The 26,001-nt window shown below is 41.1% G+C and carries 22 protein-coding genes; 20 read left to right on the top strand and 2 right to left on the bottom strand.

Annotated features, from left to right (window positions below):
- Positions 1-14 precede the first annotated feature (14 nt).
- The 7 genes from glgA (at position 15) to LKD41_RS00640 (ending at position 9,717) form a co-directional block, all read left to right on the top strand.
- A complete protein-coding gene (gene glgA / locus LKD41_RS00670) occupies positions 15-1,472 on the top strand; it encodes a glycogen synthase GlgA (protein ID WP_022243780.1) in 1,458 nt (485 codons plus the stop codon).
- Positions 1,473-1,578: 106 nt separating this feature from the next.
- A complete protein-coding gene (locus LKD41_RS00665) occupies positions 1,579-2,406 on the top strand; it encodes a ClpP family protease (protein WP_227700110.1) in 828 nt (275 codons plus the stop codon).
- Between the two features lie 89 nt (positions 2,407-2,495).
- A complete protein-coding gene (locus LKD41_RS00660) occupies positions 2,496-3,368 on the top strand; it encodes an undecaprenyl-diphosphate phosphatase (RefSeq protein ID WP_022243782.1) in 873 nt (290 codons plus the stop codon).
- 13 nt (positions 3,369-3,381) lie between these two features.
- The gene (locus LKD41_RS00655; RefSeq protein ID WP_227700109.1) at positions 3,382-5,997 is read left to right on the top strand and encodes a DNA translocase FtsK; all 2,616 of its coding nucleotides are present in this window, start codon (positions 3,382-3,384) and stop codon (positions 5,995-5,997) included.
- Positions 5,998-6,037: 40 nt separating this feature from the next.
- The gene (locus tag LKD41_RS00650; protein ID WP_227700108.1) at positions 6,038-7,708 is read left to right on the top strand and encodes a formate--tetrahydrofolate ligase; all 1,671 of its coding nucleotides are present in this window, start codon (positions 6,038-6,040) and stop codon (positions 7,706-7,708) included.
- A gap of 8 nt (positions 7,709-7,716) precedes the next feature.
- Positions 7,717-8,559: a bifunctional methylenetetrahydrofolate dehydrogenase/methenyltetrahydrofolate cyclohydrolase FolD gene (folD, locus tag LKD41_RS00645; RefSeq protein WP_227700107.1), complete on the top strand. Its 843-nt coding sequence runs from the start codon at positions 7,717-7,719 to the stop codon at positions 8,557-8,559.
- Between the two features lie 9 nt (positions 8,560-8,568).
- The gene (locus LKD41_RS00640) at positions 8,569-9,717 is read left to right on the top strand and encodes a chitobiase/beta-hexosaminidase C-terminal domain-containing protein (RefSeq protein WP_227700106.1); all 1,149 of its coding nucleotides are present in this window, start codon (positions 8,569-8,571) and stop codon (positions 9,715-9,717) included.
- An 85-nt stretch (positions 9,718-9,802) separates the two neighbouring features.
- Here LKD41_RS00640 and LKD41_RS00635 read toward each other — a convergent pair whose 3' ends face one another.
- The gene (locus tag LKD41_RS00635; RefSeq protein WP_117698389.1) at positions 9,803-10,381 is read right to left on the bottom strand and encodes a xanthine phosphoribosyltransferase; all 579 of its coding nucleotides are present in this window, start codon (positions 10,379-10,381) and stop codon (positions 9,803-9,805) included.
- A gap of 46 nt (positions 10,382-10,427) precedes the next feature.
- On the bottom strand, positions 10,428-10,907 hold the full coding sequence (locus LKD41_RS00630) for a hypothetical protein (RefSeq protein WP_022243788.1): 480 nt from the start codon (positions 10,905-10,907) through the stop codon (positions 10,428-10,430).
- A 102-nt stretch (positions 10,908-11,009) separates the two neighbouring features.
- Between LKD41_RS00630 and rlmH the strand changes: the two genes are divergently transcribed.
- The 13 genes from rlmH to mutS all read left to right on the top strand — a co-directional run bounded on the left by rlmH (position 11,010) and on the right by mutS (position 25,993).
- Positions 11,010-11,492, top strand: a complete 483-nt coding sequence (rlmH, locus tag LKD41_RS00625) for a 23S rRNA (pseudouridine(1915)-N(3))-methyltransferase RlmH (RefSeq protein ID WP_022243789.1) — start codon at positions 11,010-11,012, stop codon at positions 11,490-11,492.
- A 46-nt stretch (positions 11,493-11,538) separates the two neighbouring features.
- Positions 11,539-12,846, top strand: a complete 1,308-nt coding sequence (locus LKD41_RS00620; protein WP_227700105.1) for a pyrimidine-nucleoside phosphorylase — start codon at positions 11,539-11,541, stop codon at positions 12,844-12,846.
- Between the two features lie 27 nt (positions 12,847-12,873).
- Positions 12,874-13,164, top strand: a complete 291-nt coding sequence (locus tag LKD41_RS00615; protein WP_227700104.1) for a YabP/YqfC family sporulation protein — start codon at positions 12,874-12,876, stop codon at positions 13,162-13,164.
- 9 nt (positions 13,165-13,173) lie between these two features.
- Positions 13,174-14,433, top strand: coding sequence for a sporulation protein YqfD (locus LKD41_RS00610; protein WP_227700103.1), 1,260 nt, complete (start codon positions 13,174-13,176; stop codon positions 14,431-14,433).
- Complete coding sequence (locus LKD41_RS00605) at positions 14,420-15,418, top strand: PhoH family protein (protein WP_022243793.1); 999 nt, start codon at positions 14,420-14,422, stop codon at positions 15,416-15,418. Before LKD41_RS00610 ends, LKD41_RS00605 begins: the two co-directional genes overlap by 14 nt.
- Positions 15,405-16,586 (top strand): hypothetical protein, encoded by a 1,182-nt coding sequence (locus tag LKD41_RS00600; protein WP_227700102.1) that lies wholly within the window; start codon positions 15,405-15,407, stop codon positions 16,584-16,586. Before LKD41_RS00605 ends, LKD41_RS00600 begins: the two co-directional genes overlap by 14 nt.
- Entirely contained in the window at positions 16,583-17,080 is a 498-nt protein-coding gene (gene ybeY / locus LKD41_RS00595; RefSeq protein WP_227700101.1) for an rRNA maturation RNase YbeY, read from the top strand. Before LKD41_RS00600 ends, ybeY begins: the two co-directional genes overlap by 4 nt.
- Positions 17,081-17,095: 15 nt before the next feature.
- Positions 17,096-18,208: a DUF3048 domain-containing protein gene (locus LKD41_RS00590; protein WP_227700100.1), complete on the top strand. Its 1,113-nt coding sequence runs from the start codon at positions 17,096-17,098 to the stop codon at positions 18,206-18,208.
- A 29-nt stretch (positions 18,209-18,237) separates the two neighbouring features.
- Positions 18,238-19,896: a putative polysaccharide biosynthesis protein gene (locus LKD41_RS00585; protein ID WP_022243797.1), complete on the top strand. Its 1,659-nt coding sequence runs from the start codon at positions 18,238-18,240 to the stop codon at positions 19,894-19,896.
- A gap of 86 nt (positions 19,897-19,982) precedes the next feature.
- Entirely contained in the window at positions 19,983-20,360 is a 378-nt protein-coding gene (locus LKD41_RS00580; RefSeq protein WP_227700099.1) for a hypothetical protein, read from the top strand.
- Between the two features lie 101 nt (positions 20,361-20,461).
- Entirely contained in the window at positions 20,462-21,706 is a 1,245-nt protein-coding gene (locus tag LKD41_RS00575) for an NAD(P)/FAD-dependent oxidoreductase (RefSeq protein ID WP_227700098.1), read from the top strand.
- Entirely contained in the window at positions 21,703-23,310 is a 1,608-nt protein-coding gene (locus LKD41_RS00570; protein WP_227700097.1) for an NAD(P)/FAD-dependent oxidoreductase, read from the top strand. The genes LKD41_RS00575 and LKD41_RS00570 overlap by 4 nt, the downstream gene beginning before the upstream one ends.
- Positions 23,311-23,368: 58 nt before the next feature.
- A complete protein-coding gene (gene mutS, locus LKD41_RS00565; RefSeq protein WP_227700285.1) occupies positions 23,369-25,993 on the top strand; it encodes a DNA mismatch repair protein MutS in 2,625 nt (874 codons plus the stop codon).
- The last annotated feature ends 8 nt before the right edge of the window (positions 25,994-26,001 follow it).

Below are 26,001 nucleotides of genomic sequence, written 5' to 3'. Positions count from 1 at the left end.
AAAGGGGTAGCAAAATGAAGAAAATTCTATTTGCAGCATCAGAATGTGTACCATTTATTAAAACCGGAGGGCTTGCGGACGTGTGTGGTGCACTGCCAAAGGAATTTGACCCTCAGTATTGGGATATTCGTGTGGTAATTCCAAACTATAGTTGTATACCGGAACATTTCCGGAGCCAGTTTGAATATGTAACACATTTTTACATGGGAACAGGTTCTTATATCCCAAGCAAATATGTGGGTGTATTAAAATATGAATTAGATGGAATTACATATTACTTTATCGATAATAAAGAGTATTTTGACTGTTTTTCACCTTATGGAAATATCAGACAGGATATCGAAAAATTCTGTTTCTTTGATAAGGCAGTATTATCTATGCTTCCTGTTATCGGCTTCCAGCCGGATATTATCCATTGTCATGACTGGGAAACAGGTCTCATTCCGGTATATCTGAAAAACGAGTTTCAGGGAGATATGTTCTTCTGGGGTATGAAATCTGTTATGACTATTCATAACTTGAAATTCCAGGGTGTATGGGATATTAAGACCATGCAGGGGTTAACCGGACTTCCGGCATCACTTTTTACACCGGATAAGCTGGAATATAAGAAAGATGCTAATATGTTAAAGGGTGGTCTGGTTTATGCAGACTACATTACCACAGTCAGTGATTCTTATGCCAATGAGATTCAGACAGAAAATTATGGGGAAGGTTTAAATGGTCTGCTTTCTGCCCGTCATTATGATATGCAGGGAATTGTAAACGGTATCGATTATCAGGTTTACAACCCGGCAACAGATAATAAGATTTACTGTAACTATGATGCTGAGTCATTCCGCAAGAAGAAAGTCAATAACAAGCTGAAATTGCAGGAAGACTTAGGACTGACCGTAGATAAGAAGAAATATATGATTGGTCTTATTTCGCGTCTGACAGACCAGAAGGGTTTAGATTTGATTAACTTCGTTATCGACCGTATCGTAGATGACTTTACACAGCTTGTAGTAATTGGAACCGGTGAAGGCCAGTATGAGAACATGTTCCGTTATTATGCATGGAAATATCCGGATCGTGTGTCTGCAAATATCTGTTACTCCGATGACCTGGCACATAAGTTATATGCATCTGCCGATGCCTTCTTAATGCCATCCCGGTTTGAGCCATGTGGACTGACACAGCTTATTTCATTCCGCTACGGAACAGTGCCAATCGTCCGCGAGACTGGTGGATTAAAAGATACTGTTGTTCCATATAATGAATATGAGAATACCGGAGACGGATTCTCATTCAGTAATTACAATGGGGAGGAAATGCTTTCTGTCATTAATTATTCCAAACACATTTTCTTTGACAAGAAGAAACAGTGGAACCAGATTATTGACCGTGGCATGGCAAAAGACTTCTCCTGGAAGAGCTCCAAGTGCCGTTATGAGAACCTTTACAATTATTTAAAGGGCTGGCCGGTATAAAAAAGAATATCATGTAGATAATAAGACAGACAGTGTAAAACTGCCTGTCTTATTTTTTTCGCGAGTAGCGAGAAATAATCCAGACAGAAAGAAGGGAGCATCTGATATGGAGCAGAAAGAAAACCAAGTGCTGCCAAAGAAAAAAGTCCCAAATGTGGAATTGAAAAATGAAGAAATCAAAAATGCAGAATTACAAAATACAGAATCAAAAATAGAAAAAGCAGAAAACAAAGAACAGAAAAAAGATGAATCGAAAAAGGAACAGTTAGACGAACAAGAACTGATCAGGGAATCCGGGCAGATTTCCTTATCTGACAGCCGATGGCATCAGAAGATTCATTTATTATCGGTGATTGGTGAGATTGAAGGTCATGAATGTCTTTCTTCCAATACCAAGACAACGAAATATGAGCATGTACTGCCGAAGCTTGCAGAAATAGAAGATTCTGACCAGGTGGATGGTGTTCTTGTGCTTTTGAATACAGTAGGCGGTGATGTGGAATCCGGACTTGCTATTGCAGAAATGCTATCTTCCTTAAGTAAACCGACAGTGTCCCTTGTCTTAGGCGGAAGTCATTCCATTGGTGTGCCGCTGGCGGTTTCAACGGACTATTCTTTTATTGTGCCATCGGGAACCATGGTCATCCATCCGGTGCGTATGAGCGGGACAGTAATCGGAGCACCGCCAACTTATGATTATTTCCAGCAGATGCAGAATCGGATTATTCATTTTATAGCATCTCACAGCAGAGCGGATGAAAAAAGATTAGAGCAGCTCATGATGAATACCACCATGCTGACGAAGGATCTGGGAACCATTCTTGTAGGAGCGGATGCAGTAAAAGAAGGACTGATTGACGAAGTGGGGGGAATCGACCAGGCACTTCATAAATTGCATGAGATTATACGAGAACAGAAAAACGAATGCCTGTAATGACAAACGCATCAAAATATGGTATACTAATGCACAGTGTTGATAATTTTATACAAGTAACTGTAGTGAGAGATACCAAGGAGGCAGCTATGTCATTATTACAGTCTGTTTTATTAGGTCTGATACAGGGATTAACCGAATTTCTGCCGGTAAGCAGTTCCGGTCATCTTGCAATATTTAAACAGTTTTTTCAAATAGAAACCGGCGGAATGTTTTTTGATATTCTGCTTCACATCGGAACACTGATTGCCGTATTTATTGTATATTATAAGGATATATTCCGCATGATTAAAGAAGGCTTTGCCATTATTGGTGATTCTTTTGTAAATGTGGCAACCTTTTTTAAACGTGTGATAACAAAAGAAGATTTACCATACCGTAAAATCGTGCATAATAGTTACCGGAAATTTGTGATGCTTGTCATTGTTTCCACGATTCCAACCGGAATTATTGGAATTGCAGCGAAAGATCTGGTGTCTGCGGCAGAGCAGATTTTACTGGTTCCTGGAATCTGCCTTATTATTACGGCAGTGCTTTTATTTATTGCAGACCGGATTCCGGATGGCGGCAAGACACCAAAGCAGGTAACTTATACCAATGCATTTTTAATCGGTATCAGTCAGGGAATCGCAACCATGCCGGGCTTATCGCGGTCAGGAACCACAATCACAGCATGTCTTTCTACCGGAATGACCCGCAAATTTGCGGTAAAATATTCTTTTATCATGTCCATTCCGGCAATACTTGGAGCACTGGTAGTAGAGATTAAGGATGTTGAATTTGCAGCATTACAGTCTGCAGATGTTTTGAATTACATAGTTGGAACGCTGGTGGCAGCCGTAGTCGGTTATATCTGCATTAAGACCATGCTGGTAGTAGTGCGCAAAAAGAAATTCACGATATTTTCCATCTACTGTCTCATAATGGGACTGGTATCAATTGGAGGATATTTTTATATGTAAACGGGAGATTGAAATGGCAACTGGAACTAGAAAAAAGACAACTCAGAAGAAGAAAACAATGGGAACAACAGCATCAAAGGCAAGAAAACAGCGGGAACAGCAGGAATCCTTCCGGAATGAAGTGATTCTTTGGATTACACTGGCAGTCTGTATTGTTTTGCTGCTTGCCAATTTTGGAATCGGCGGAAAAATCGGAAGCGGAGTCAGTTCCTTTTTCTTTGGAATATTTGGATTAATGGCATATGTATTCCCAATCTGTCTCTTTTTAGCAGTGGTGTTCGCAGTGTCTAACCGGGAAAATAAAGTAGCAGCAGTCAAAATTGTAGCGGCGGTATTATTTGTATCCTTTTTATGCCTGTTTGTGCAGATGGTAACAGACAGCAGCAAGGAAGCCGGAGCAATATCTGCGTTCCAATATGGCTTTGACAATAAAGCCGGTGGCGGTATTATCGGCGGATTATTAGAACAGCTTTTGTGTCCGAATTTTGGTGTGCCGGGTACTTATGTCATTGATATTATTGTTTTGATAATATCGCTGGTGCTGATTACAGAACGCTCTATTATGAAGGGTATGCAAAAAGGTGGAAAAGTCATTTACGATTCAGCGAAGGATGATGCAATCCGTCGTATGGATGCTGCCAGGGAACGCCGGGAAGAGCGGGAGAAAGAAAGAGAAAAAGAGCAGGCAAGACGACGGATGGAAAAGAAGGTAAGCGGTGTGGCATTGGATACCAAATTACCATCCCCGGATAAAAAGAAAGTCAAATCAGATGATATTAATGAAATTACTTTGAGTGATATCGAAGATATGCCGGTGGTACAGGAAGAAAATAAAGTTGTGCTTACGGCAACCAACGGCAGCCAGAAAATGGAACAGCCGGTAATTCATACGATGAATGAGCCGGTGGCAACGATACACAGAGCAGAGGTAAAACCGGTAGAACCGATCATTCAGCCTGCATCTGAACCTGTGTTTGAGCCGGAAGCAATTGCAGAGCCAAATGCAGAAAGCAATCTGCCAAAAGAACCGGCGCATCCTGTAATGGAAGAAGAAAAGCCAAGGAAGAATAAGAAGCAGGACAAGATAGAAATCGAAGATGAAGTGGCGGCTGTAGAAGAATCTATCGTAAAACAGGAAAATTCCGGTGGCAGATATGTATTCCCTCCGGTGAATCTACTGAAAAAGGGAAGTGCAGGTGCTTCCGGTGATACCAGAGATTATCTCAATCAGACAGCAGCAAAATTAAAAGAGACCTTAAAGAATTTTGGAATTAATATTACAATTACGGCTATCAACTGCGGACCAGCAGTAACGAGATATGAATTCCAGCCGGAAATGGGTGTAAAGGTCAGCAAAATCGTAAATTTGTCCGATGATATCAAGATGAATCTTGCGGCGGCGGATATCCGGATTGAAGCACCGATTCCGGGTAAAGCAGCCATTGGTATCGAGGTGCCGAATAAAGAAAGTATTCCGGTTATGTTCCGTGATCTGGTAGAGTCAGAGGAATTTCATGCCAATAAATCACCGATTGCTTTTGCAGCCGGAAAAGATATTGCCGGAAAAGTCATGATTGCGGACATTGCAAAGATGCCGCATCTATTGATTGCAGGAGCTACCGGTTCCGGTAAATCTGTCTGTATCAATACAATTATTATGAGTATTTTGTACCGGGCAGATCCGGAGGATGTAAAGCTTATCATGATTGACCCGAAGGTGGTTGAGTTAAGTGTATACAATGGAATCCCACATCTGTTTATTCCGGTTGTTACAGATCCGAAGAAGGCGGCAGGTGCATTGCACTGGGCGGTAGCTGAAATGACAGACCGTTATCAGAAATTTGCAGAATACGGTGTTCGTGATTTGAAGGGCTATAACCAGAAAATAGAAGGAATCAAAGATATTGATGACCCGGATAAGCCAAAGAAGATGCCGCAGATTGTAATTATTGTGGACGAGTTAGCGGATTTGATGATGGTTGCACCGGGGGATGTGGAAGATGCTATCTGCCGGTTGGCGCAGCTTGCAAGAGCCGCAGGAATCCATCTTGTCATTGCAACGCAGCGTCCTTCCGTAAATGTCATTACCGGACTGATTAAAGCAAATATGCCATCCCGAATCGCATTTTCTGTAACGTCCGGTGTGGATTCAAGAACCATTCTTGATATGAACGGTGCGGAAAAGCTTTTAGGAAAAGGCGATATGCTTTATTATCCGCAGGGCTTACAGAAACCGCTTCGTGTACAGGGTGCGTTTGTATCCGATAAAGAGGTATCAGATGTGGTTGAATTCTTAAAGGAACACAATGAGGGGGAAGGCTACAGTAGTGATATTGAAGAGCGGATGAACAATATTTCTGTATCCGCAAGCACTGGTGCTGATGCGGCATCTGGTGATGGAAATGACAGAGATGCTTATTTCTTGGATGCTGCAAAGCTTTTGATTGATAAAGATAAAGGTTCCATCGGAATGATTCAGCGTTATTTTAAAGTTGGTTTTAACCGGGCAGCAAGAATTATGGATCAGCTGGAAGAAGCTGGTGTAGTAGGACCGGATGAAGGAACCAAGCCGCGACAGGTGTTAATGTCTCCGGAACAGCTGGAAGCATTTATTGAAGAGGGTAATTAAGAAAGATTTATAGAATACAATCCATGAGGAGGAAATGAAGATGAAGTCAGATATTGAAATTGCACAGGAAGCAGAACTGGTACATATTAAGGAAGTGGCTGAGAAGCTCGGAATAAACGAGGATGAGCTGGAATTTTACGGAAAATACAAAGCAAAGATTTCCGATGAATTATGGGAGTCTGTAAAAGACAGGGAAGATGGCAAACTGGTTCTTGTAACAGCTATTAACCCGACACCTGCCGGCGAAGGAAAGACCACAACAAGTATCGGACTTGGTGAGGCGATGGCTTTACTTGGTAAAAAAGCGGTACTTGCACTTCGTGAGCCGTCTTTAGGACCGTGCTTTGGAATCAAAGGTGGAGCCGCAGGTGGTGGATATGCGCAGGTAGTTCCGATGGAAGATTTAAATCTGCATTTTACCGGAGATTTCCATGCAATTACATCCGCAAATAACCTGTTGGCAGCATTATTAGATAATCATATCCAGCAGGGTAACCAGCTTGGAATTGACCCACGTCAGGTAGTATGGAAACGTTGTATGGATATGAATGACCGTGCACTTAGAAATATTGTAATCGGTCTTGGAAGCAAGATGGATGGTATGGTACGTGAAGACCATTTCATCATTACAGTGGCATCTGAAATTATGGCTGTTTTATGTCTGGCGGACAATATGGAAGATTTGAAACGCCGTCTGGGCAGAATCATTGTTGCCTATTCCTTTGACGGAACTCCGATTACGGCAGATGATTTACATGCAACCGGTTCCATGGCAGCACTCTTAAAAGATGCCATCAAACCAAATCTGATTCAGACATTAGAGCACAATCCGGCCATCGTTCATGGTGGACCATTTGCAAATATTGCTCATGGATGCAACAGTGTCCGTGCTACTAAGACAGCTTTAAAATTAGGTGATATTGCAATTACAGAGGCCGGTTTTGGTGCTGACCTTGGTGCTGAGAAATTCTTTGATATCAAGTGCCGTAAGGCGGGACTTAAACCGGACGCAGTGGTACTGGTAGCAACCATCCGTGCATTAAAATATAACGGTGGGGTTCCAAAGGCAGACCTTGCAAAAGAAGATTTGGAAATCTTAAAGAAGGGAATTGTAAACTTAGAGAAACATATCGAGAACCTTCAAAAATTTGGTGTACCGGTAGTAGTTACCTTAAACTCCTTTGTAACCGATACCAAAGAAGAAATTGCATTTGTAGAGAATTTCTGCAAGGAAAGAAACTGTGAATTCGCATTATCTGAAGTATGGGAAAAAGGTGGCGAAGGCGGAATCGAACTTGCAAAGAAAGTACTGGATACTTTAGAGCATAAAGAAGCACATTTCAAACCTCTGTATGACGATGAGATGTCTCTTATGGATAAGATTAAGACGATTGCAACTGAGATTTATGGAGCAGATGATGTAACTTACAGTAAGGCTGCATTAAAAGAATTAAAACATATTGAAGAAATGGGAATGGGCAATTTCCCTGTATGTATGGCAAAGACCCAGTATTCTCTTTCTGATGATGCATCAAAGCTTGGCAGACCGACTGGCTTTACCGTAAATGTCCGTGAAGTATATGTATCTGCCGGAGCCGGCTTTGTAGTAGCTATTACCGGCTCTATTATGACCATGCCTGGACTTCCGAAAGTACCGGCTGCAAATAATATTGATGTAACTAATGACGGCGTAATTACAGGATTATTTTAGGAGGTATCATGGCATTATTAATTGATGGAAAAAGAATTTCTGCTGAAATAAAAGATGAATTAAAAGAAGAAGTAGTACAGTTAAAGGAACAGGGAATCACAGGTGCACTTGCTGTAATCCAGGTAGGAAATGACCCAGCATCCAGTGTATATGTCAGAAACAAAAAACGTGCCTGTGAATATATTGGGATAGATTCTCTTTCTTATGAGCTTCCGGAAGAGACTTCCCAGGATGAATTACTGGCTTTAATCGATAAATTGAATAAAGAAGAACATGTAAAAGGCATTCTGGTACAGCTTCCATTGCCAGAGGGCATTGATGAGGATGCGGTAATCCGTGCCATTTCTCCGAAGAAGGATGTAGATGGTTTCCATCCGGAAAATGTCGGCGCATTGATGATTGGACAGAAAGGATATATTTCCTGCACACCTGCCGGAATCATCCAGCTTCTGAAGCGTTCTGACATTGATATTGAGGGAAAACACTGTGTTATCGTTGGAAGAAGCAATATTGTTGGAAAACCGATGGCAATCTTAATGCTGCGTGAGAATGCAACTGTTACAGTAACGCATTCAAAAACCCGTAATTTAAAGGAAATCTGTAAAGAGGCAGATATTCTGATTGTTGCAATTGGGAAAAAAGAATTTATTGATGCATCCTATGTAAAAGATGGTGCAGTTGTCATTGATGTAGGAATTCATCGCGATGAGAACAATAAACTTTCCGGTGATGTAAAATTTGATGAAGTAGAGCTGCTTTGTAGTGCGATTACACCGGTTCCGGGTGGAGTCGGACCAATGACCATTGCAATGTTAATGAACAATTGTGTGGAAGCTATGAGACATGAATAGGAGAAGGCTATGAAGTGTGCAAATTGTGGAGCAGAAATAAAATTAGGCTGTGTATACTGTTCTGTATGTGGAAAAGAAGCACAGATTGTTCCGGATTATAATGTGGAAGAGGATATTTTAAAAGAATTATTAGAAGAAGACGATAAACCGAATAAGAATACCTCTTCCAACGGAAAGAAGAAAAAATCATTGAAAAACAGCCAGAAGAAAAAGAAAGAGGCAGAACAGAAAAAGAAACAGAAAAGACTTCTGATTACAGTATCAGTTCTGATTGCTATTGCAATCATTGGTGTTATCATTGTGCTTCTGGTGCAGAACAGCCATAAGAAATCTTTTGATTATCAGTATCAGAAGGGAATCAGTTACACGGAAGAGAAGAATTATACCAAGGCATTGACCTATTTTGAACAGGCTGAGAAATTGCAGCCGGATAATGTGGATGTATTACTCCGGATGGCTGATTTGTACCGTCTCCGAAAAGATGAAACATCAGAAGAAGCGTATTTGTTACAGATACTTACCTTTGATAAGAACAATGAAGAAGCGTATCAGATGCTGATTGCCTTATATGATAAGCAAAAGGAATATGATAAACTACAGGATTTATATGAACAATCAGACTCTGATAAAATAAAAGCGCTGTTTGATAATTATGAAGTAAAGGCTCCGGAGTTTTCGGAAGAAGCCGGGGAATACAATGATACGATAGAAATCGAACTGATGGCAGACTCAGACTGTACTATTTATTATACGTTAAACGGTGATTCTCCGATTGAAAAGGGAATGGAATATACAGAACCGATTTCTTTAGAGGATGAGAAAGAATATACCATCAAAGCAGTAGCAAAGGACGCAAGAGGCTTTTATAGTGAGATTGCAGAAGCAGATTATGAAATTACTTTTGAAGCTCCGGATTCTGCTAATGTAACACCTGCTGCCGGAACATATTATGATGCGCAGAGCATCAGTATACAGGTTCCCGCCGGTTCCACTGCTTACTATACCTGGGATGGCTCAACACCAACACAGGATTCTGATGTATACAGTGAACCACTTGAAATGCCACAGGGCAATAATGTGTTGTCTGTTCTTGTGGTAGATGACCATGGACTGGCAAGCCCGGTGATAAGATATAATTATATTTATCTGCCGGAATAAGCTATGGCGGATTAAAAAATCCCCGGAACGAAGGCAGATAAGAATGTTTATCAATTAGCTGCCTTCGTTCCGGGGATTTTAAAAATTAGTCTTCTTTTACAAATTCAATGACACCCTTGTCAAGTCTGGATACTCTTGCTAAAGAATAAACATCGATGCCCTGTTCCTCTAATTTTTCACGACCAGGCTGAAATGCTTTTTCGATTAAGACACTGACACCTGCGATGGTGGCATGTGCTTTACGGATTAGGCGGATAGCACCGGTAGCAGCTTCGCCGTTGGCAAGGAAATCATCCACGATAAGAATGTGGTCATTTTCGCTGATGTATTTTGCGGAAATGGTTAATTCATAGCTGGTTCCTTTGGTATAAGAAGTTACAACAGTCTGATATAAATCATGATTTAAAATTTTAGAAGGCTGTTTCTTTAAAATAACAAGTGGAACGCCTAATGCTTCTGCAGCCATAAGAGCCGGAGCAATACCGGAGCTTTCGATGGTAGCAATACGTGTGATACCTTTTCCTTTATAATGTTCTGCAATATCTTTGCCCATTTTCTTCATTAATTCAGGATCCACCTGATGATTAATAAAGCTGTCAACCTTTAAAATGTTTTCGCTTTCTGCGATTCCTTCTGCAAGAATTTTGTCTTCTAATAATTTCATTTTGTTACTCCTTTGATTGTATTATATTTAAGCAGAAATCTGCTGTTTATTCATTGTTGTCTGAATAGTAAGCGGCATAAATCTTTTCTAAGATATGTTCTTCATAATCCTCCGGCAGACCGGCAAATTTAGCATGAAGAAGTGCGGCAATTTTGTCGGAACGGATAAAGTAACGCTGCTCCATGGAAGGCTCGCTGTCAGCACCACTGACATGATCGATTTCTTCTGCAGTATAGTTTGAAGAGAACCATTCCATAATTTCGCTGGTGCGTCTGCTTTCCATATCTGCATCCGCAGACATCTGGTTGATTTTACGGAAATGTGTAATTCCGATTCCAAGAAAAATAACAAACAGAACAGACATTACAACAATCATAATAACACGCATATAATCAGCCATTGGTAATTTGATGATGTCCAGAGCAAAAAGAATGACAAAAATCAGACCGGCAATTCCAACTCCAAGGAATGTATAAGCGGTAGAACGATTATCTTCCAGCTGGGCATCTTTCTCCTTGTATACCATGTTATGTACCTGACCTTTCGTTATAATAATACTATTATAAGTGATTTCATCCGACGATACAATAACCTTGTCTGTATTTCTGAAATAAGGTATACTGCAAGTATGAAGATAACAATATTATGCGTAGGAAAAATCAAAGAAAAATATTTCAGGGATGCCATTGCCGAGTACGAAAAAAGACTGGGCAGATACTGTAAGCTTGAAATTGTGGAAGTGGCAGATGAGAAAACACCGGATGGAGCATCCGAGGCAGAGGAACAGCAGATTCGTCGTAAAGAGGGGGAACGTCTTTTAAAATATTTAGAGGGAAAGAACTGCTACGTCATTGCCCTTGCAATCAACGGAAAAATGCTGGATTCTGTTGCTTTATCGGAAAAAGTCAGTGACTTGATGGTAAAGGGCAACAGCCATATCGTTCTTGTGATTGGAGGCTCCCTTGGAATTGCGGATGAAGTATTAAAACGTGCAGATGAAAAAATAAGCTTTTCGAAGATGACATTTCCGCACCAGCTGATGCGTGTTATTTTATTGGAGCAGTTATACCGGAGCTATCGGATTATCAATCATGAACCGTATCACAAATAAGCAACCGTATCATAAATAGAAGAAACGGATAAAAGGAGGAGATTTTATGAGGATGTACGACCTCATTTTAAAGAAAAAGGAAGGAGCTGCTTTAAGCAAAGAAGAAATCCAGTGGATGATAAATGCATTTACAACCGGTGAAATTCCGGATTATCAGATGTCAGCCATGCTGATGGCAATCTGTTTTCAGGGAATGAATCACGATGAGACACTGGCATTAACACTTGCTATGCGGGATAGCGGCGATGTGCTTGATTTATCCGGTATTAAAGGCGTAAAGGTGGATAAACACAGCACCGGTGGTGTAGGAGATAAGACCTCTCTGATTCTGACACCAATCATTGCTGCACTGGGTGTTCCGGTAGCAAAAATGTCCGGAAGAGGATTGGGTCATACCGGCGGAACCATTGATAAGTTAGAATGCTTTGAAGGATTCAGCACATCCATATCAGAAGAAGCCTTTTTAAAGCAGGTATCAGAGGTTGGCGTTGCAATTGCGGGACAGACTGCTAATCTTGCACCAGCAGATAAGAAGCTGTATGCACTCCGGGATGTCACGGCTACGGTAGCGGAGAAATCCTTAATTGCCAGCAGCATTATGAGTAAGAAATTAGCCAGCGGGTCGGATGCCATTGTCCTTGACGTAAAGACTGGAAACGGTGCATTCATGCAGACTGTGGAAAAGGCAGAGGAACTTGCCCGGATTATGGTGGCCATCGGAAATGGTGCTGGAAAGAAAACTTATGCGGTTATTACAGATATGTCACAGCCCCTTGGTAATACAGTAGGCAATATTGTGGAAGTGCAGGAAGCCATTGAAGCATTGAATGGAAAAGGGCCAAAGGATCTGATGGATGTTGTCTATGCATTAGGGTATCTTATGTTAAAGGCTGCCGGTGTGGCAGAAGATGAAAAAGAAGCAAGAACAATGATGGAGAAAGTCATTGCAAGCGGAAAGGCACTGGATAAATTTGCAGACTTTGTAGAAGCACAGGGTGGCAGAAAGGAACAGGTTTATCATCCGCAGTTATTGGCAAAAGCAGCAATTACAGAGACCATCACCGCACCGGAAGATGGATATGTAGAAGCTTTAAATGCTATGGCAATTGGAACTGCCTGCATGAGCCTTGGCGGCGGCAGAGCGACAAAGGAGAGTCAGATTGATTTAACTGCCGGTATCCGCCTTAAGAAAAAAATAGGAGACAGCGTAAAAAAAGGAGAATGTCTGGCCGAATTATATGGTAATGATGCAGCAAAATGCAACGATGCAAAGGAACTGGTTCAAAATGCATTTCTTTTCAGTAAAGAGCCACTGGATGCACCGGAAACAGTTTTAAAATATATTACCGCATAGAAAAGAAAAAAACTCATATAGTTATATATGAGGAAAAACAATAAGAAAGAGCTAAAAAAAGATTTTAAAAATCATATGGTGGAATCCTTAGAACTGCCGAAAGACTTAGTCTACCGGGCAGCAATTGTAACCGTTATGGGTAACAGGGAACTGCTGTTGGAAAATTATAAGGGAATCTTAGAATACGAGAAAGAATATATCAGGATTCAGGCGAAAAGCTGCCGGATTCTTGTTCGTGGAAAAAATCTCAACATTTCCTATTATACGAATGAAGAGATGAAAATAACAGGAATCATCCAAAGTATTGAGTATGAATAGAGGTTTTCTATGACAACACTTTCCCTGCTTAAATATATAGGCGGTTACCTTGAGGTAGTCTTAAGTGGTTATGCCCCGGAGCGATTTTTAAATCTGTGTGGCAATCACAATATTTTAATCTGGAATCTACGAAAAGAGGAAGATGTTTATCGCTTTTTTATCAGCATTCGTGCATTTTGGAGTATCCGTCCGTTCGTAAGCAAGACCGGATGCAGGATTCGGATTCTGCGCAAAATAGGATTTCCGTTCTGGATGAACCGTTACCGGAAACGAAAATGCTTCCTGATGGGAGTAATTCTCGCAGCTGGTCTGGTGTGGTTTTTATCACGATTTCTCTGGAATGTGGAGGTAGATGGTAATTCATCTGTTACGACAGAAACCGTTTTAACATTTCTTGATGAGGAGGATTGTGGTTACGGAGACCGGATTCGTACAATTGACTGCGAACAGTTAGAACGGGATCTGCGGGCACAGTTTCCGGAAATCATCTGGGCATCGGTACAGATTTACGGAACGAAAATGACGGTATTAATCAAGGAAAATCTGGTACAGCAGGAAGCAATGGAAGAATTGCCGTATGAAGCTTCAGACCTGATAGCAGAAGAGGATGCGACAGTGGAATCCATTATTACAAGAAATGGAACCCCACTAGTAAAGAACGGCGATGCAGTAAAGGCAGGAGATATATTAGTAAGTGGCCGGATTGATTTGACCAATGACAGCGGGGAACGGTATGCCTATGAATATTGCAATGCAGATGCGGATATCTATCTACTGACGGAATATCCCTACCATGATAAATTTTCCCTTGCCCACGAAGAAAAAAGAATGACCGGTGCAGAAAAGAAACGGTATTCCATTGATTTCTTCGGAAAAGTAATAACACTTCCGGCATTAAGCGATGAATTTGAATGTGCAGACAAAACCACGGATTATAAGCAGCTTTGCCTCCATGGGGACTTTTATCTGCCACTTGGAATCTATTATAGTACTTTAAAAGAGTATCGGACAGAACAGGAAATTTATACGAAAGAGCAGGCAGAAGCGGTTGCTACAGAAAATTTTAATATTTATTTGTCACATTTAGCAGAAAAAAATATTCAAATTTTAGAAAAAAATGTTATTATAGATATGGACGATAAAAACTGTATCATGGAAGGAATCATCAAAGTGCGCACAAAAGCTGCTTTAAGGCACGAAACGGAACAGCTTACAGCACCTGATACAGAAGACACAGAGGAAGGGCTAGTATTAAATGAGCTTGAATGAAACAAGAATTGATATACCGGCAGAGCATGTTTCCAATATTTTCGGACAATTTGACCATAATATAAAATTGATTGAACGGACCTTAAATGTTACGGTAGTGCCCCGCAATGAAGGAATCAAAGTCATTGGAGATACCGCAAATGTAGAGGGTGCATGCAAGGTGTTTGCAGAACTTTTACAACTGGCAGAGAGAGGAAACATGATTGATGAGCAGAAGGTTGCATATACACTTTCTCTTTTGGGAGAACATAAAGAAGGCTCGTTGGTAGAAATCGATAAGGACTGCATCTGCCATACGATAAACGGCAAACCGGTGAAACCAAAGACTTTAGGCCAGAAGGCTTATGTGGATGCCATCCGTAAGCAGATGATTGTATTTGGAATCGGGCCTGCCGGAACCGGAAAGACTTATCTTGCCATGGCAATGGCAATTACTGCATTTAAGAATGAAGAAGTAAATCGTATTATTTTAACCCGTCCTGCAATTGAAGCCGGTGAGAAATTAGGATTTCTTCCGGGAGATTTACAGAGCAAGGTAGATCCGTATCTTCGCCCGCTGTATGATGCACTGTATCAGATTATGGGAGCAGAAAGCTTTCAGCGGAATATGGAAAAGGGGCTTATTGAAGTCGCACCATTGGCTTATATGAGAGGCCGTACCTTAGATAATGCATTTATTATCTTGGATGAGGCACAGAATACTACACCGGCACAGATGAAGATGTTTTTAACACGTATTGGATTTGGCTCCAAGGTTGTGGTGACCGGAGATGCTACCCAGAAGGATCTGGCTCCGGGAACGAAGTCGGGACTGGATGTGGCATTACGTGTACTTCGCAATGTGGATGAGATATCCGTCTGCAAATTGACCAGTGCTGATGTAGTAAGGCATCCTTTGGTACAGAAGATTGTAAAAGCCTATGACGATTATGAATCAAAAGCAAATAAAAGAACGAAAAGAGTAACGAAAAATGAAGGAAGATAGATTTTCACCCAAAAGAATGATTCGTATGCTGGGAATCCTTATTTCCGTTGCGCTTTATTCTGTTTTTCTGGCAATTATCTGCAAGTTTACCATAGACCGTGTACTGGTGCTTGTTTTTGTAAATGCTTTATATCTGCCATTGCTGATTGCAGTGATTGAAATGGAACGTATCAGAGGGCATCTGAACCGGAATGAAAGAAGTGATTTTCATCAGCTGTTTCTTTGCTTTCTTGCAGCAGCAGCCTGTTATGTGGGTTTCTTTTTTATGCCGGCATATATGGCACCGGTCATGATTCCGGTCATGATTCTTTCCTGTGGCGGAAATGAACTGATTGGTATTTTAGGCGGAATTTATTTTAATACACTGCTTTGCATGTGTTCCAGCGGCAGTTTTTATGAATATGCGGCATATACTATGCTGACGGTACTTTCCGGAATTCTGCTTATGGTAATCAGCCAGAAAAAATATAAAATTTATGGATGCATCATGACCGTTGCATTGTCGTTTGCTGTTCCGAGTATCTTCTATTACATCAGCAGCTTTGAAATCAATTATCATCAGTACTTATCCGCAGGATGCAGCATGATACTGACTGCAGTTTTTTCGTACTTTTTTGCAGACAGGCTGTATTATTATACGAAGCATGAAAAAGAACGTACTTTAGCTGAAATTATTGCAGAAAATTTTCCGCTGGTACAGGAGATTAAAAACTATTCGGAAATTGATTATGCACATGCCCGTAAAGTTTCGAGTGTGGCAGAAGAATGTGCAAAGGAGTTAGGGGCAGATGATAAGACGGTAGCTGCGGCAGGCTTTTACTACCGGATTGGAAAACTTGAGGGTGAGCCGTTTGTAGAAAATGGAGTTCGTCTTGCTGAGATTAACTGTTTTCCGAAAAACGTGGTTAAGATTTTAAGCGAATACAATGGTGAATTAAATGCCATCAGCTCCATAGAGTCCGCAATCGTACATATTGTGGACAGTATTGTTACCAAATTTGAACTTTTGGACAAGGAAACCGTGAAGAACAGCTGGAATCATGATATTATTATTTATCAGACATTAAACGAAAAATCAGCTGCCGGATTATATGATGAAGCGAATCTTGGCATGAACCAGTTTATTAAAATCAGAGAGTTTTTAACGAAAGGAGCGGATTTATTTTGAGCCTTGCGATAGAGAAAGAAACGGAGGTTACCTTCGATTTTGATTATGAAACACTTGCAAAAGATGTAATATCGTTTACAATGGAACATGAGCATTTTCCTTTTGAAGCAGAAATCAGTCTTACGCTGACAGATAATGATGGCATTTGGAAGGTAAATAAAGAGTTCCGGGAGATAGACCGCCCGACGGACGTTTTATCCTTTCCGATGTTAGAATATGATGCACCGGGAGATTTTTCCCAGATAGAGAATCAGACAGAGGACTGCTTTAACCCGGATACAGGGGAAATTCTTCTGGGAGATATTATTATTTCTGTGGACAAGGTCAGAGAACAGGCAGAGGAATATGGTCACAGTATGCAAAGAGAATTTGCATTTCTGATTGTACATAGTATGCTGCATCTGTTTGGTTACGACCATATGGAAGAGCAGGAAGCTGCAGTGATGGAAGGAAAGCAGCGTGAGATTTTAGAATGCTTAAATATTTTAAGATAAAAATGGAGGAACATCATGAAAAAGAGATTAAGTATTGTTTTATGCATGACACTGATGGCAACCAGTCTTTTAGCTGGATGTAAGAAAAAAGAGGAAGCTCCGGAACCGACAGAAACCGTTTCTGAAGCAGAACCGGAAACCGAAACCGAAACCGGCAAAGATGGTATGGCAAGAAGTTACCTGACCGGTGAATGGATTGATGCAGATTTAGCAAAGAAGAAACCGGTTGCAATCATGATTGGAAATACCAATGATGCATTGCCACAGTATGGACTGTCGCAGGCAGACGTACTTTACGAAGCTCCTGCTGAAGGCGGAATTACCCGTCTGATGCCAATTTTCCAGGATTACTCCGGATTAGACAAGATTGGTTCTGTAAGAAGCTGTCGTCACTACTATGCATATTATGCAATGGAATTTGATGCAATTTATGTTCATTACGGACAGGCAATTTACGCAACTGAGCTATTAGAGAGTGGCAAAGTTGAGGACTTAAACGGTTTAGAGGGTGCCATTGATTCTGCTACTTTCTATCGTGACAAGTCAAGAAAGGCTCCACACAATGCATTTGTAAGCACAGATGGTCTTGATGCCGGAATTGAATTAAAAGGTTATGATACCGAGCTGCCTTCCGATTATGAAGGACATTATCAGTTTAATGAGGATGATGAAAAAGAAATTGAACTTACAGATGGAGCAGATGCAGCAGTGGTTCAGCCGGGATATTATGTAAACAATCCTTGGTTTGTATATAACAGTGAAGATGGTTTATACTATCGTTTCCAGTATAAAAAAGAGCATATGGATGAAAATACAGGCACACAGCTTGCTTTTAAGAACATTCTGCTTCAGTACTGCGATTATACCAAGTTAGATGATGCACACGGTTATCTGGATGTTGAGAGCACCGGTGAAGGAACCGGAAAATATATTACTAACGGTAAAGTAATAGATGTGACATGGAAGAAAGCAAGCGAAAACGAGCCAACCAGATACTATGACGCTTCCGGAAATGAAATCACATTAAACCAGGGTAAAACCATGGTATGTGTATTGTTAAATGATATGGAGAAGAAATTAAATATCTATGCAACAGAAGATGAGTTTACACCACCTTCCGCAAAATAATTATTTCGAAAATTACTTGAGGTAAATTTATGAGTTCAGGAAAAAAGAGTGACTCCAACTTTTTAGTACAGGGTTCCATTCTTGCAATTGCCTCTATAGTCAGCAGGATAATCGGTCTGCTCTATCGTATCCCGATGACAAATATCATTGGAGATACCGGTAACAGTTATTACAGTGCAGCCTTTGAAATTTATAATATCCTGCTGATTATTTCTGCATACAGCCTGCCATTGGCGGTATCCAAGCTGGTATCTGCCCGTGTCTCGAAGGGGCAAAGAAAAAATGCATATCGAATTGTAAAAGGGGCCCTGCTTTTAGCAACCGGTACCGGACTTACTGCAAGTTTGATTCTTTTCTTTGGTGCGTCATTCTTCACAAACATGCTGAATACGCCCCTTAGTATTTTTGCATTGAAGGTTCTGGCACCGACGATACTGGTAGTTGCTGTATTAGGAGTCTTACGTGGATTTTTCCAGGGACTTGGTACCATGATGCCGAGTGCCATTTCACAGATTATCGAACAGATTGTCAATGCGATTGTCAGTATTGCAGCTGCCTATATCCTCTATGGATATGGGGCAAGAATCGGAGCAGTGCTTGGAAATAAAGAAAAGTATGGCTCTGCTTACGGTGCTGCAGGTGGAACACTGGGTACCAATATGGGAGCAGTGTTTGCACTTTTATTCCTTGGAATGTTGTTTCTGGCATACAAACGTATTTTTAAACGACAGATGCGCCGGGATACCAGCAGCAAAACAGAATCCTATCAGAATGTCTTTCGTGTACTGATTATGACCATTGTTCCGGTACTTTTAAGTACCACAATTTATAATATCAGTGCAATTTTAGATCAGGGTATCTATAAGAACGTAGCGGAATTACAGGGCTATAAGCCGGATGATATTGATGTCTGGTGGGGAATCTTCTCCGGAAAATATAAGACTATTATCAATATTCCGATTTCCATTGCTTCTGCGATGGCGGCTTCCTGCGTACCAAATCTTACCGGTGCGTATGCAAGAAAGGACAGAGAGTCCGTGCGAAGCCAGATTAACATTGCAATCCGCTTTATTATGGTAATTGCATTCCCTTGTACCATTGGAATTGCAGTGCTGTCAGGACCGATATTAAAGCTGCTGCATCTTTATGGCAGCACCGGAACTACTGCAGCAACCATGCTTACAACGGGAGCTGTTGCAATTTTGTTCTATTCTCTTTCCACATTATCTAATGGATTGTTACAGGGAATTAACCGGATGAGAGAGCCTGTTAAAAATGCGGCTATCGCATTGGGACTGCATCTGATTGCACTATTAGTGATGATGTTTGGTTTACATCTTGGTATTTATGCAGTGGTATATTCGAATGCTTTATTTGCATTCTTTATGTGCCTCTTTAACGCAATGTCTTTACGGAAATACAGTGGTTATCGTCAGGAAGTTGTGAAAACTTTCTTAATCCCGGTGGCAGCTTCTGCCATTATGGGTGTCGTAGTCTTTGGCGTTTACAAAGGTATTTTTGCTGTTATTAAGGTAAATGCCATTGCAGCTATACTTGCAATTGTAATCGGAGCTGTTGTATACGGTGCAATGCTTTTATTATTAAAAGGCTTAAGTGAGGAAGAATTAAAGAAATTCCCGAAGGGATACCTTTTCGTCCGTATTGCCAAGAAATTACATTTATTATAAAAATGCAATAAAAGGGCAAAACATAGAATTCTTGAAAAAATTGTATAAAAAGAAAAAACCTGCGCATACTGTTTGTGGTGATGAATATGAAAAACACAAAACGTATGCGCACTTTTTTCCTTGGAGCACTGGTATTATCTATCTCTGCATGGATTGGTGGAAGACAGTATTATCTGAAACTGAATGAAAAAGAACAGGAAAAAATAATAGAAGTTCAGGAAGCTGAGACGGAGCAATTCGAGGAAAGTGTGGAAAGTGCAAACATTCAGAATAAAAAAGCATTTGTTGTCCGGGAAGAGGACGGGTACCTGAATGTCTATTTCGGCGAAGAGGATGCCTTATACATGTATACTGGAATTGCTTATCAGGGACTGCCGGAAGAATTGAAAAAAGAAATCAGCAATGGAAAAACCTTTGATACACTGGAAGATTTATACCGTTTCTTAGAAAGCTATTCCAGTTAAAAAGTTGATTGTTTCAGACTGTTATGATACAATCTAAAAGGCTGAATGGGTCTGATTGCATAGCAGTCCAAAAGAAATAGAGAGAAGAGTAAATAACTGGCATGAGTAAGCATACAGAACGCATAGGTGTCGTTGTAGTCGGTGGAGGTGCTGCTGGATTGGTGGCAGCCATTATGGCGGCACGAAACGGTGCAAAAGTTCTTATTTTAGAGCACAACGAAGTACCTGGTAAGAAGATTTTAGCAACCGGAAACGGTAAATGTAATTATACAAATAAAGTGCAGGGTGTGGACAAATATTACGGACAGAACCCTGCTTTTGTTGCACCTGTATTTGAGCAGTTTGGACTGGAAGAGACACTGCAGTTCTTTAAAGAACTTGGCATATATCCAAAGGAGCGTAACGGCGGATATTATCCTCAGAGCGAGCAGGCAACTGCAATCAGGGATGTGTTGCTGATGGAATTAAAGAAACAGAACGTTGGAGTGGTTTGTGGCTGTGGCATAAGAGGCATAGAAAAGACCGCAAAGGGCTTCACTTTTCATACCAAGGGCGGTGATTTTTATGCAACAAAATGCATAATGGCAACCGGTGGTAAGACCTTAAGGAAAAGCGGCAGTGATGGAAGCGGTTTCCTATATCTTGAAAGTCTGGGACATCATATCATAGATTTAGTACCGGGGCTTATCGGATTGAAGGGAAAACAGTCATTTTTTGCTGATATTGCAGGAATTCGTGCAGATGCGAAGGTCGATTTATACATAGAAAGCACGCATGTATGCAGCGAACAGGGAGAATTGCAGCTTACGAATTATGGAATATCCGGCATTCCGGTATTTCAGCTTTCAAGAGTTGCCACAAGAGCGTTATCAGAACAGAAAAAAGTCTATGCGACACTTAATTTTGTGCCATTCTGGGAGAAAGAACAGTGCTTAACCTATTTCAAGGAAAGATTTAAGAAAGCAGATGAAAAACACATCGGGGAAGCCTTAATCGGCTTTTTCCCGGAAAAATTAATTCCGGTATTATTAGAAGAGTCACATATAAAAGCTGCAAAATATGCGAACCGGCTGCAGACAGAAGAATTAGAGAGATTTATAGATACGGTGCAGGGACTCCGGGTGGATATTACTGACTGGAATACCTTTGATACGGCACAGGTGACTGCCGGTGGCGTAGACACTGATGAAATAGATGCAGAAACCATGGAGTCAAAGCTTTGTCCGGGACTTTATTTTGCCGGAGAAATGGTGGATATTGACGGAATCTGCGGTGGTTATAATTTGCAATGGGCATGGAGCAGCGGCGCAGTAGCCGGGATACATGTGGCAAGGGAGTTATCATGATACGAGTAAATCAGTTAAAGCTTCCGATTGAACATTCGGAAGAGATGTTAAGAAGACAGATTATCAAAACACTTCATCTAAAAAATGAAAAGGATCTGATCCGTTATCAGATTCGAAAGCAATCCATTGATGCAAGAAGAAAAAATGAACTTTCCTTTGTATACACAGTGGATGTGGAAGTGAAGCAGGAAGATACGATTTTACATAAGAATAAAAATGCCAATATCATTAAAGCAAAGGATATACATTATCATTTCCCGGCTGCCGGAGAGAAACAGCTGTCCCACAGACCCGTTATTGTAGGAAGCGGCCCGGCTGGAATGTTCTGTGCCTATGAACTGGCAAAGCATGGCTATTGTCCAATTATTTTGGAGCGTGGAAGCAGTGTGGAAGAGCGAACCGCTGAAGTAGAACGTTTCTGGAAGGACGGCATCTTAAATCCAAAGACGAATGTACAGTTTGGAGAAGGCGGAGCAGGTACTTTTTCCGATGGGAAATTAAATACGCTGGTAAAAGATGTGGCAGGAAGAAACCGGGAAGTGTTAGAAATCTTTGTGAAAATGGGCGCTCCGGAAGAAATTTTATATATAAATAAGCCTCATATCGGAACTGATATTTTAAAAACAGTCGTAAAAAACATCCGGCTGGAAATTGAAAGAATGGGTGGAACTTACTGCTTTTTCAGCCAGCTTACAGACATTACGCTGAATGGGAAGAAAGATAAAGTAGAAGCCATCCGGATTAACGGAGAAAAGGAAGTAGCAACAGACGTTCTGGTGCTGGCAATCGGACATTCCGCCAGAGAAACTTTCCCAATGTTACAGGAAGCGGGACTTATGATGGAAGCCAAAGCATTTGCAGTGGGATTTCGTGTAGAGCATCCGCAGGCGATGATTGATGCATGCCAGTATAACGGACATAAAAATACCCTGCTGCCTGCTGCATCCTATAAGCTGACCGCAAATCTTGAGAATCACCGCGGGGTATATTCTTTCTGTATGTGTCCGGGTGGTTATGTAGTAAATGCTTCTTCGGAGGAAGGTATGCTGGCAGTCAATGGCATGAGCTATCATGCAAGAGCCGGGCAGAATGCCAACAGTGCCATTATCATATCGGTTCGACCGGATGATTTTGAAGGGGATGGACCGTTAGCTGGAATTGAGTTTCAGCGGAAATTGGAAAAAAATGCCTATCGCATTGGAAACGGAGCAATTCCGCAGCAGCTTTACGGAGATTTTAAAGAGAATCGTATATCTACAGGATATGGGGCTTTTGAAAGTACCACAAAGGGTGCACATACATTTGCAAATCTCAGGGAAATTTTTCCAAAAGAATTAGCAGCATCTTTTCAGGCAGGAATGGAGCTCTTTCCGAAATACATTCCGGACTATAACAGGGAGGATGCCATTTTATCCGGCGTGGAGAGCCGAACTTCCTCTCCGGTGCGGATTACAAGGGATGAATCCTTTGAAAGTAATATTGCAGGCATTTACCCTTGCGGAGAAGGTGCCGGTTATGCCGGCGGTATTATGTCAGCAGCCATGGACGGATTGAAAGTAGCGGAAGCAATTGCAGGAAAATATGCAAGACTTAAAATAGATTAAAACAACAGGTGTTTTGAAATAGAAAAGGAGATACAGAACATTGACGGAATATACACCAATGATGCAGCATTATTTAAAAACACATGAAGAATACAAGGACTGTATTTTATTTTACCGTCTGGGTGATTTTTATGAAATGTTTTTTGATGATGCAAAGGTTGTATCAAAAGAATTAGAGCTTACCTTAACCGGAAAGAGCTGTGGTGCAGAGGAACGGGCACCCATGTGCGGAATCCCATATCATGCAGCAGAAACTTATCTGACCAGACTGGTGAAAAAAGGTTATAAGGTTGCTATCTGTGAGCAGGTGGAAGACCCAAAGCTTGCCAAGGGAATGGTAAAGCGTGAAGTAACAAGAGTTGTAACGCCGGGAACTACCTTAAATGCACAGGCACTGGATGAAACGAAAAATAATTATATCATGTGTATCGCATATATCGGTGACCATTATGGTATTTCTTCTGCAGATATTACCACCGGAGACTATTATGTGACAGAAGTGGATTCGGAACGGAAATTATTGGACGAAGTCAATAAATACCAGCCGACAGAAATCATCTGTAATGAAGCATTTTATATCAGCGGAATTGATATCGATGATATGAAAAACCGTATGGGAATCGTAATTTATTCTCTGGATGCATGGTATTTTTCTGATGAGACAGCACAGATGACTTTAAAGGATCATTTTAAAGTCAGGGATTTAGAGGGACTTGGTCTTGCAGATTATGACAGCGGCGTCGTTGCAGCCGGTGCATTATTAAAATACCTTTACGAGACACAGAAAACAACCCTTTCCAATCTGGTGGCAATTCATCCGTATACCACCGGAAAATTCATGATTATTGACAGTTCTACCAGACGAAACTTAGAGCTGGTTGAAACCCTCCGGGAAAAGCAAAAGCGTGGTTCTCTCCTTTGGGTATTGGATAAGACCAGGACAGCCATGGGAGCAAGAACCTTAAGAAGCTTTGTGGAACAGCCATTAATTGAGCGCACGGAAATAGAAGAACGTTATGATGCCATTGACGAATTTAATACCAATGCCATCACAAGAGAAGAAATCCGGGAATATTTAAATCCGGTCTATGATCTGGAACGGTTGATTACCCGTGTTACTTATCAGACCGCAAGTCCAAGGGATTTGATTGCATTTCGCAATTCCATACATATGCTGCCACCGATTAAGACACTGATGAGTGATTTTCAGTCACCACTTTTAAAACGTTTATATGAGCAGCTTGATACGTTGGATGAATTATACGAATTAATCGAACGCTCCATTACGGAAGAACCGCCACTTACCCTTCATGACGGCGGCATCTTAAAAGAGGGCTATAACGAAGAGGTGGACCGCCTGCGGAAAGCCAAGACAGATGGAAAGAGCTGGCTTGCTGATTTGGAGGCAAAAGAGCGGGAGAAAACCGGAATCAAGAATCTGAAAATCAAATATAACAAAGTATTTGGCTATTATCTTGAAGTAACCAATTCCTTTAAAGACATGGTGCCGGAATATTTCACCAGAAAGCAGACTCTGGCAAATGCTGAGCGTTTTATCACACCGGAATTAAAAGAATTAGAGGATGTTATCCTAGGTGCGGAAGACAAGCTGATTGTCTTAGAATATGAACTGTTCCGGGAAGTCCGCCAGAAGGTGGCGGATGAAGTGGTCCGTATCCAGAAGACCGCCAAAGCAGTGGCACAGATTGATGTATTTGCATCTCTTGCAACGGTAGCGGAACAGAATAATTACTGCCGTCCGAAATTAAACGAAAAAGGTCTTATCGACATCAAAGACGGCAGACATCCGGTAGTAGAACGGATGATTCAGAATGAAATGTTTGTGGCAAATGATACTTATCTTGATAATGGCAGCAACCGTGTGTCCATTATTACCGGTCCGAATATGGCAGGAAAGTCTACCTATATGCGACAGAGTGCGTTGATTGTCCTGATGGCTCAAATCGGAAGTTTTGTTCCGGCAAAATCAGCCAAAATTGGAATTGTAGACCGTATTTTTACCAGAGTAGGGGCTTCTGATGACCTCGCCAGCGGACAGAGTACCTTTATGGTTGAAATGTCAGAAGTGGCAAACATATTACGGAATGCCACTTCCAACAGTCTTTTGATTTTAGATGAAATCGGACGTGGAACCAGTACCTTTGATGGATTGAGTATTGCCTGGGCAGTGGTAGAGCATATCAGTAATCCAAGGCTTCTTGGCGCAAAGACATTATTTGCAACCCATTATCATGAACTGACGGAGCTGGAAGGCAAATTAAATAGCGTAAATAACTACTGCATTGCAGTAAAAGAAAAGGGTGATGATATCGTTTTCCTGCGCAAGATTGTAAAAGGCGGAGCTGATAAGAGTTACGGTATCCAGGTAGCAAAGCTTGCGGGAGTGCCGGATAATGTCATTGAACGTGCCAAAGAAATTGTAGAAGAATTAAGTAATAATGATATTACGGAAATCGTTCAGAATATCAGTGCGGAGGGAAGCAGTAAACGCAGCAAACCGAAGTTAGACGAGGTGGATTTAGAACAGATATCACTGCTTGATACCATGGACAACGATACGATATTAAACGAATTAAAAGAACTGGATTTGGGTCAGATGACACCAATCGAAGCAATGAATAAGTTATACGAATTACAGAATAAAGTGAAAAACAGATGGTAAAGGAGGTG

The sequence above is a fragment of the Roseburia sp. CLA-AA-H209 genome (assembly GCF_020687575.1).
Taxonomy (GTDB): Bacteria; Bacillota; Clostridia; order Lachnospirales; family Lachnospiraceae; genus Roseburia_C; species Roseburia_C amylophila.
This window is presented reverse-complemented; position numbering and strand designations above follow the sequence as displayed.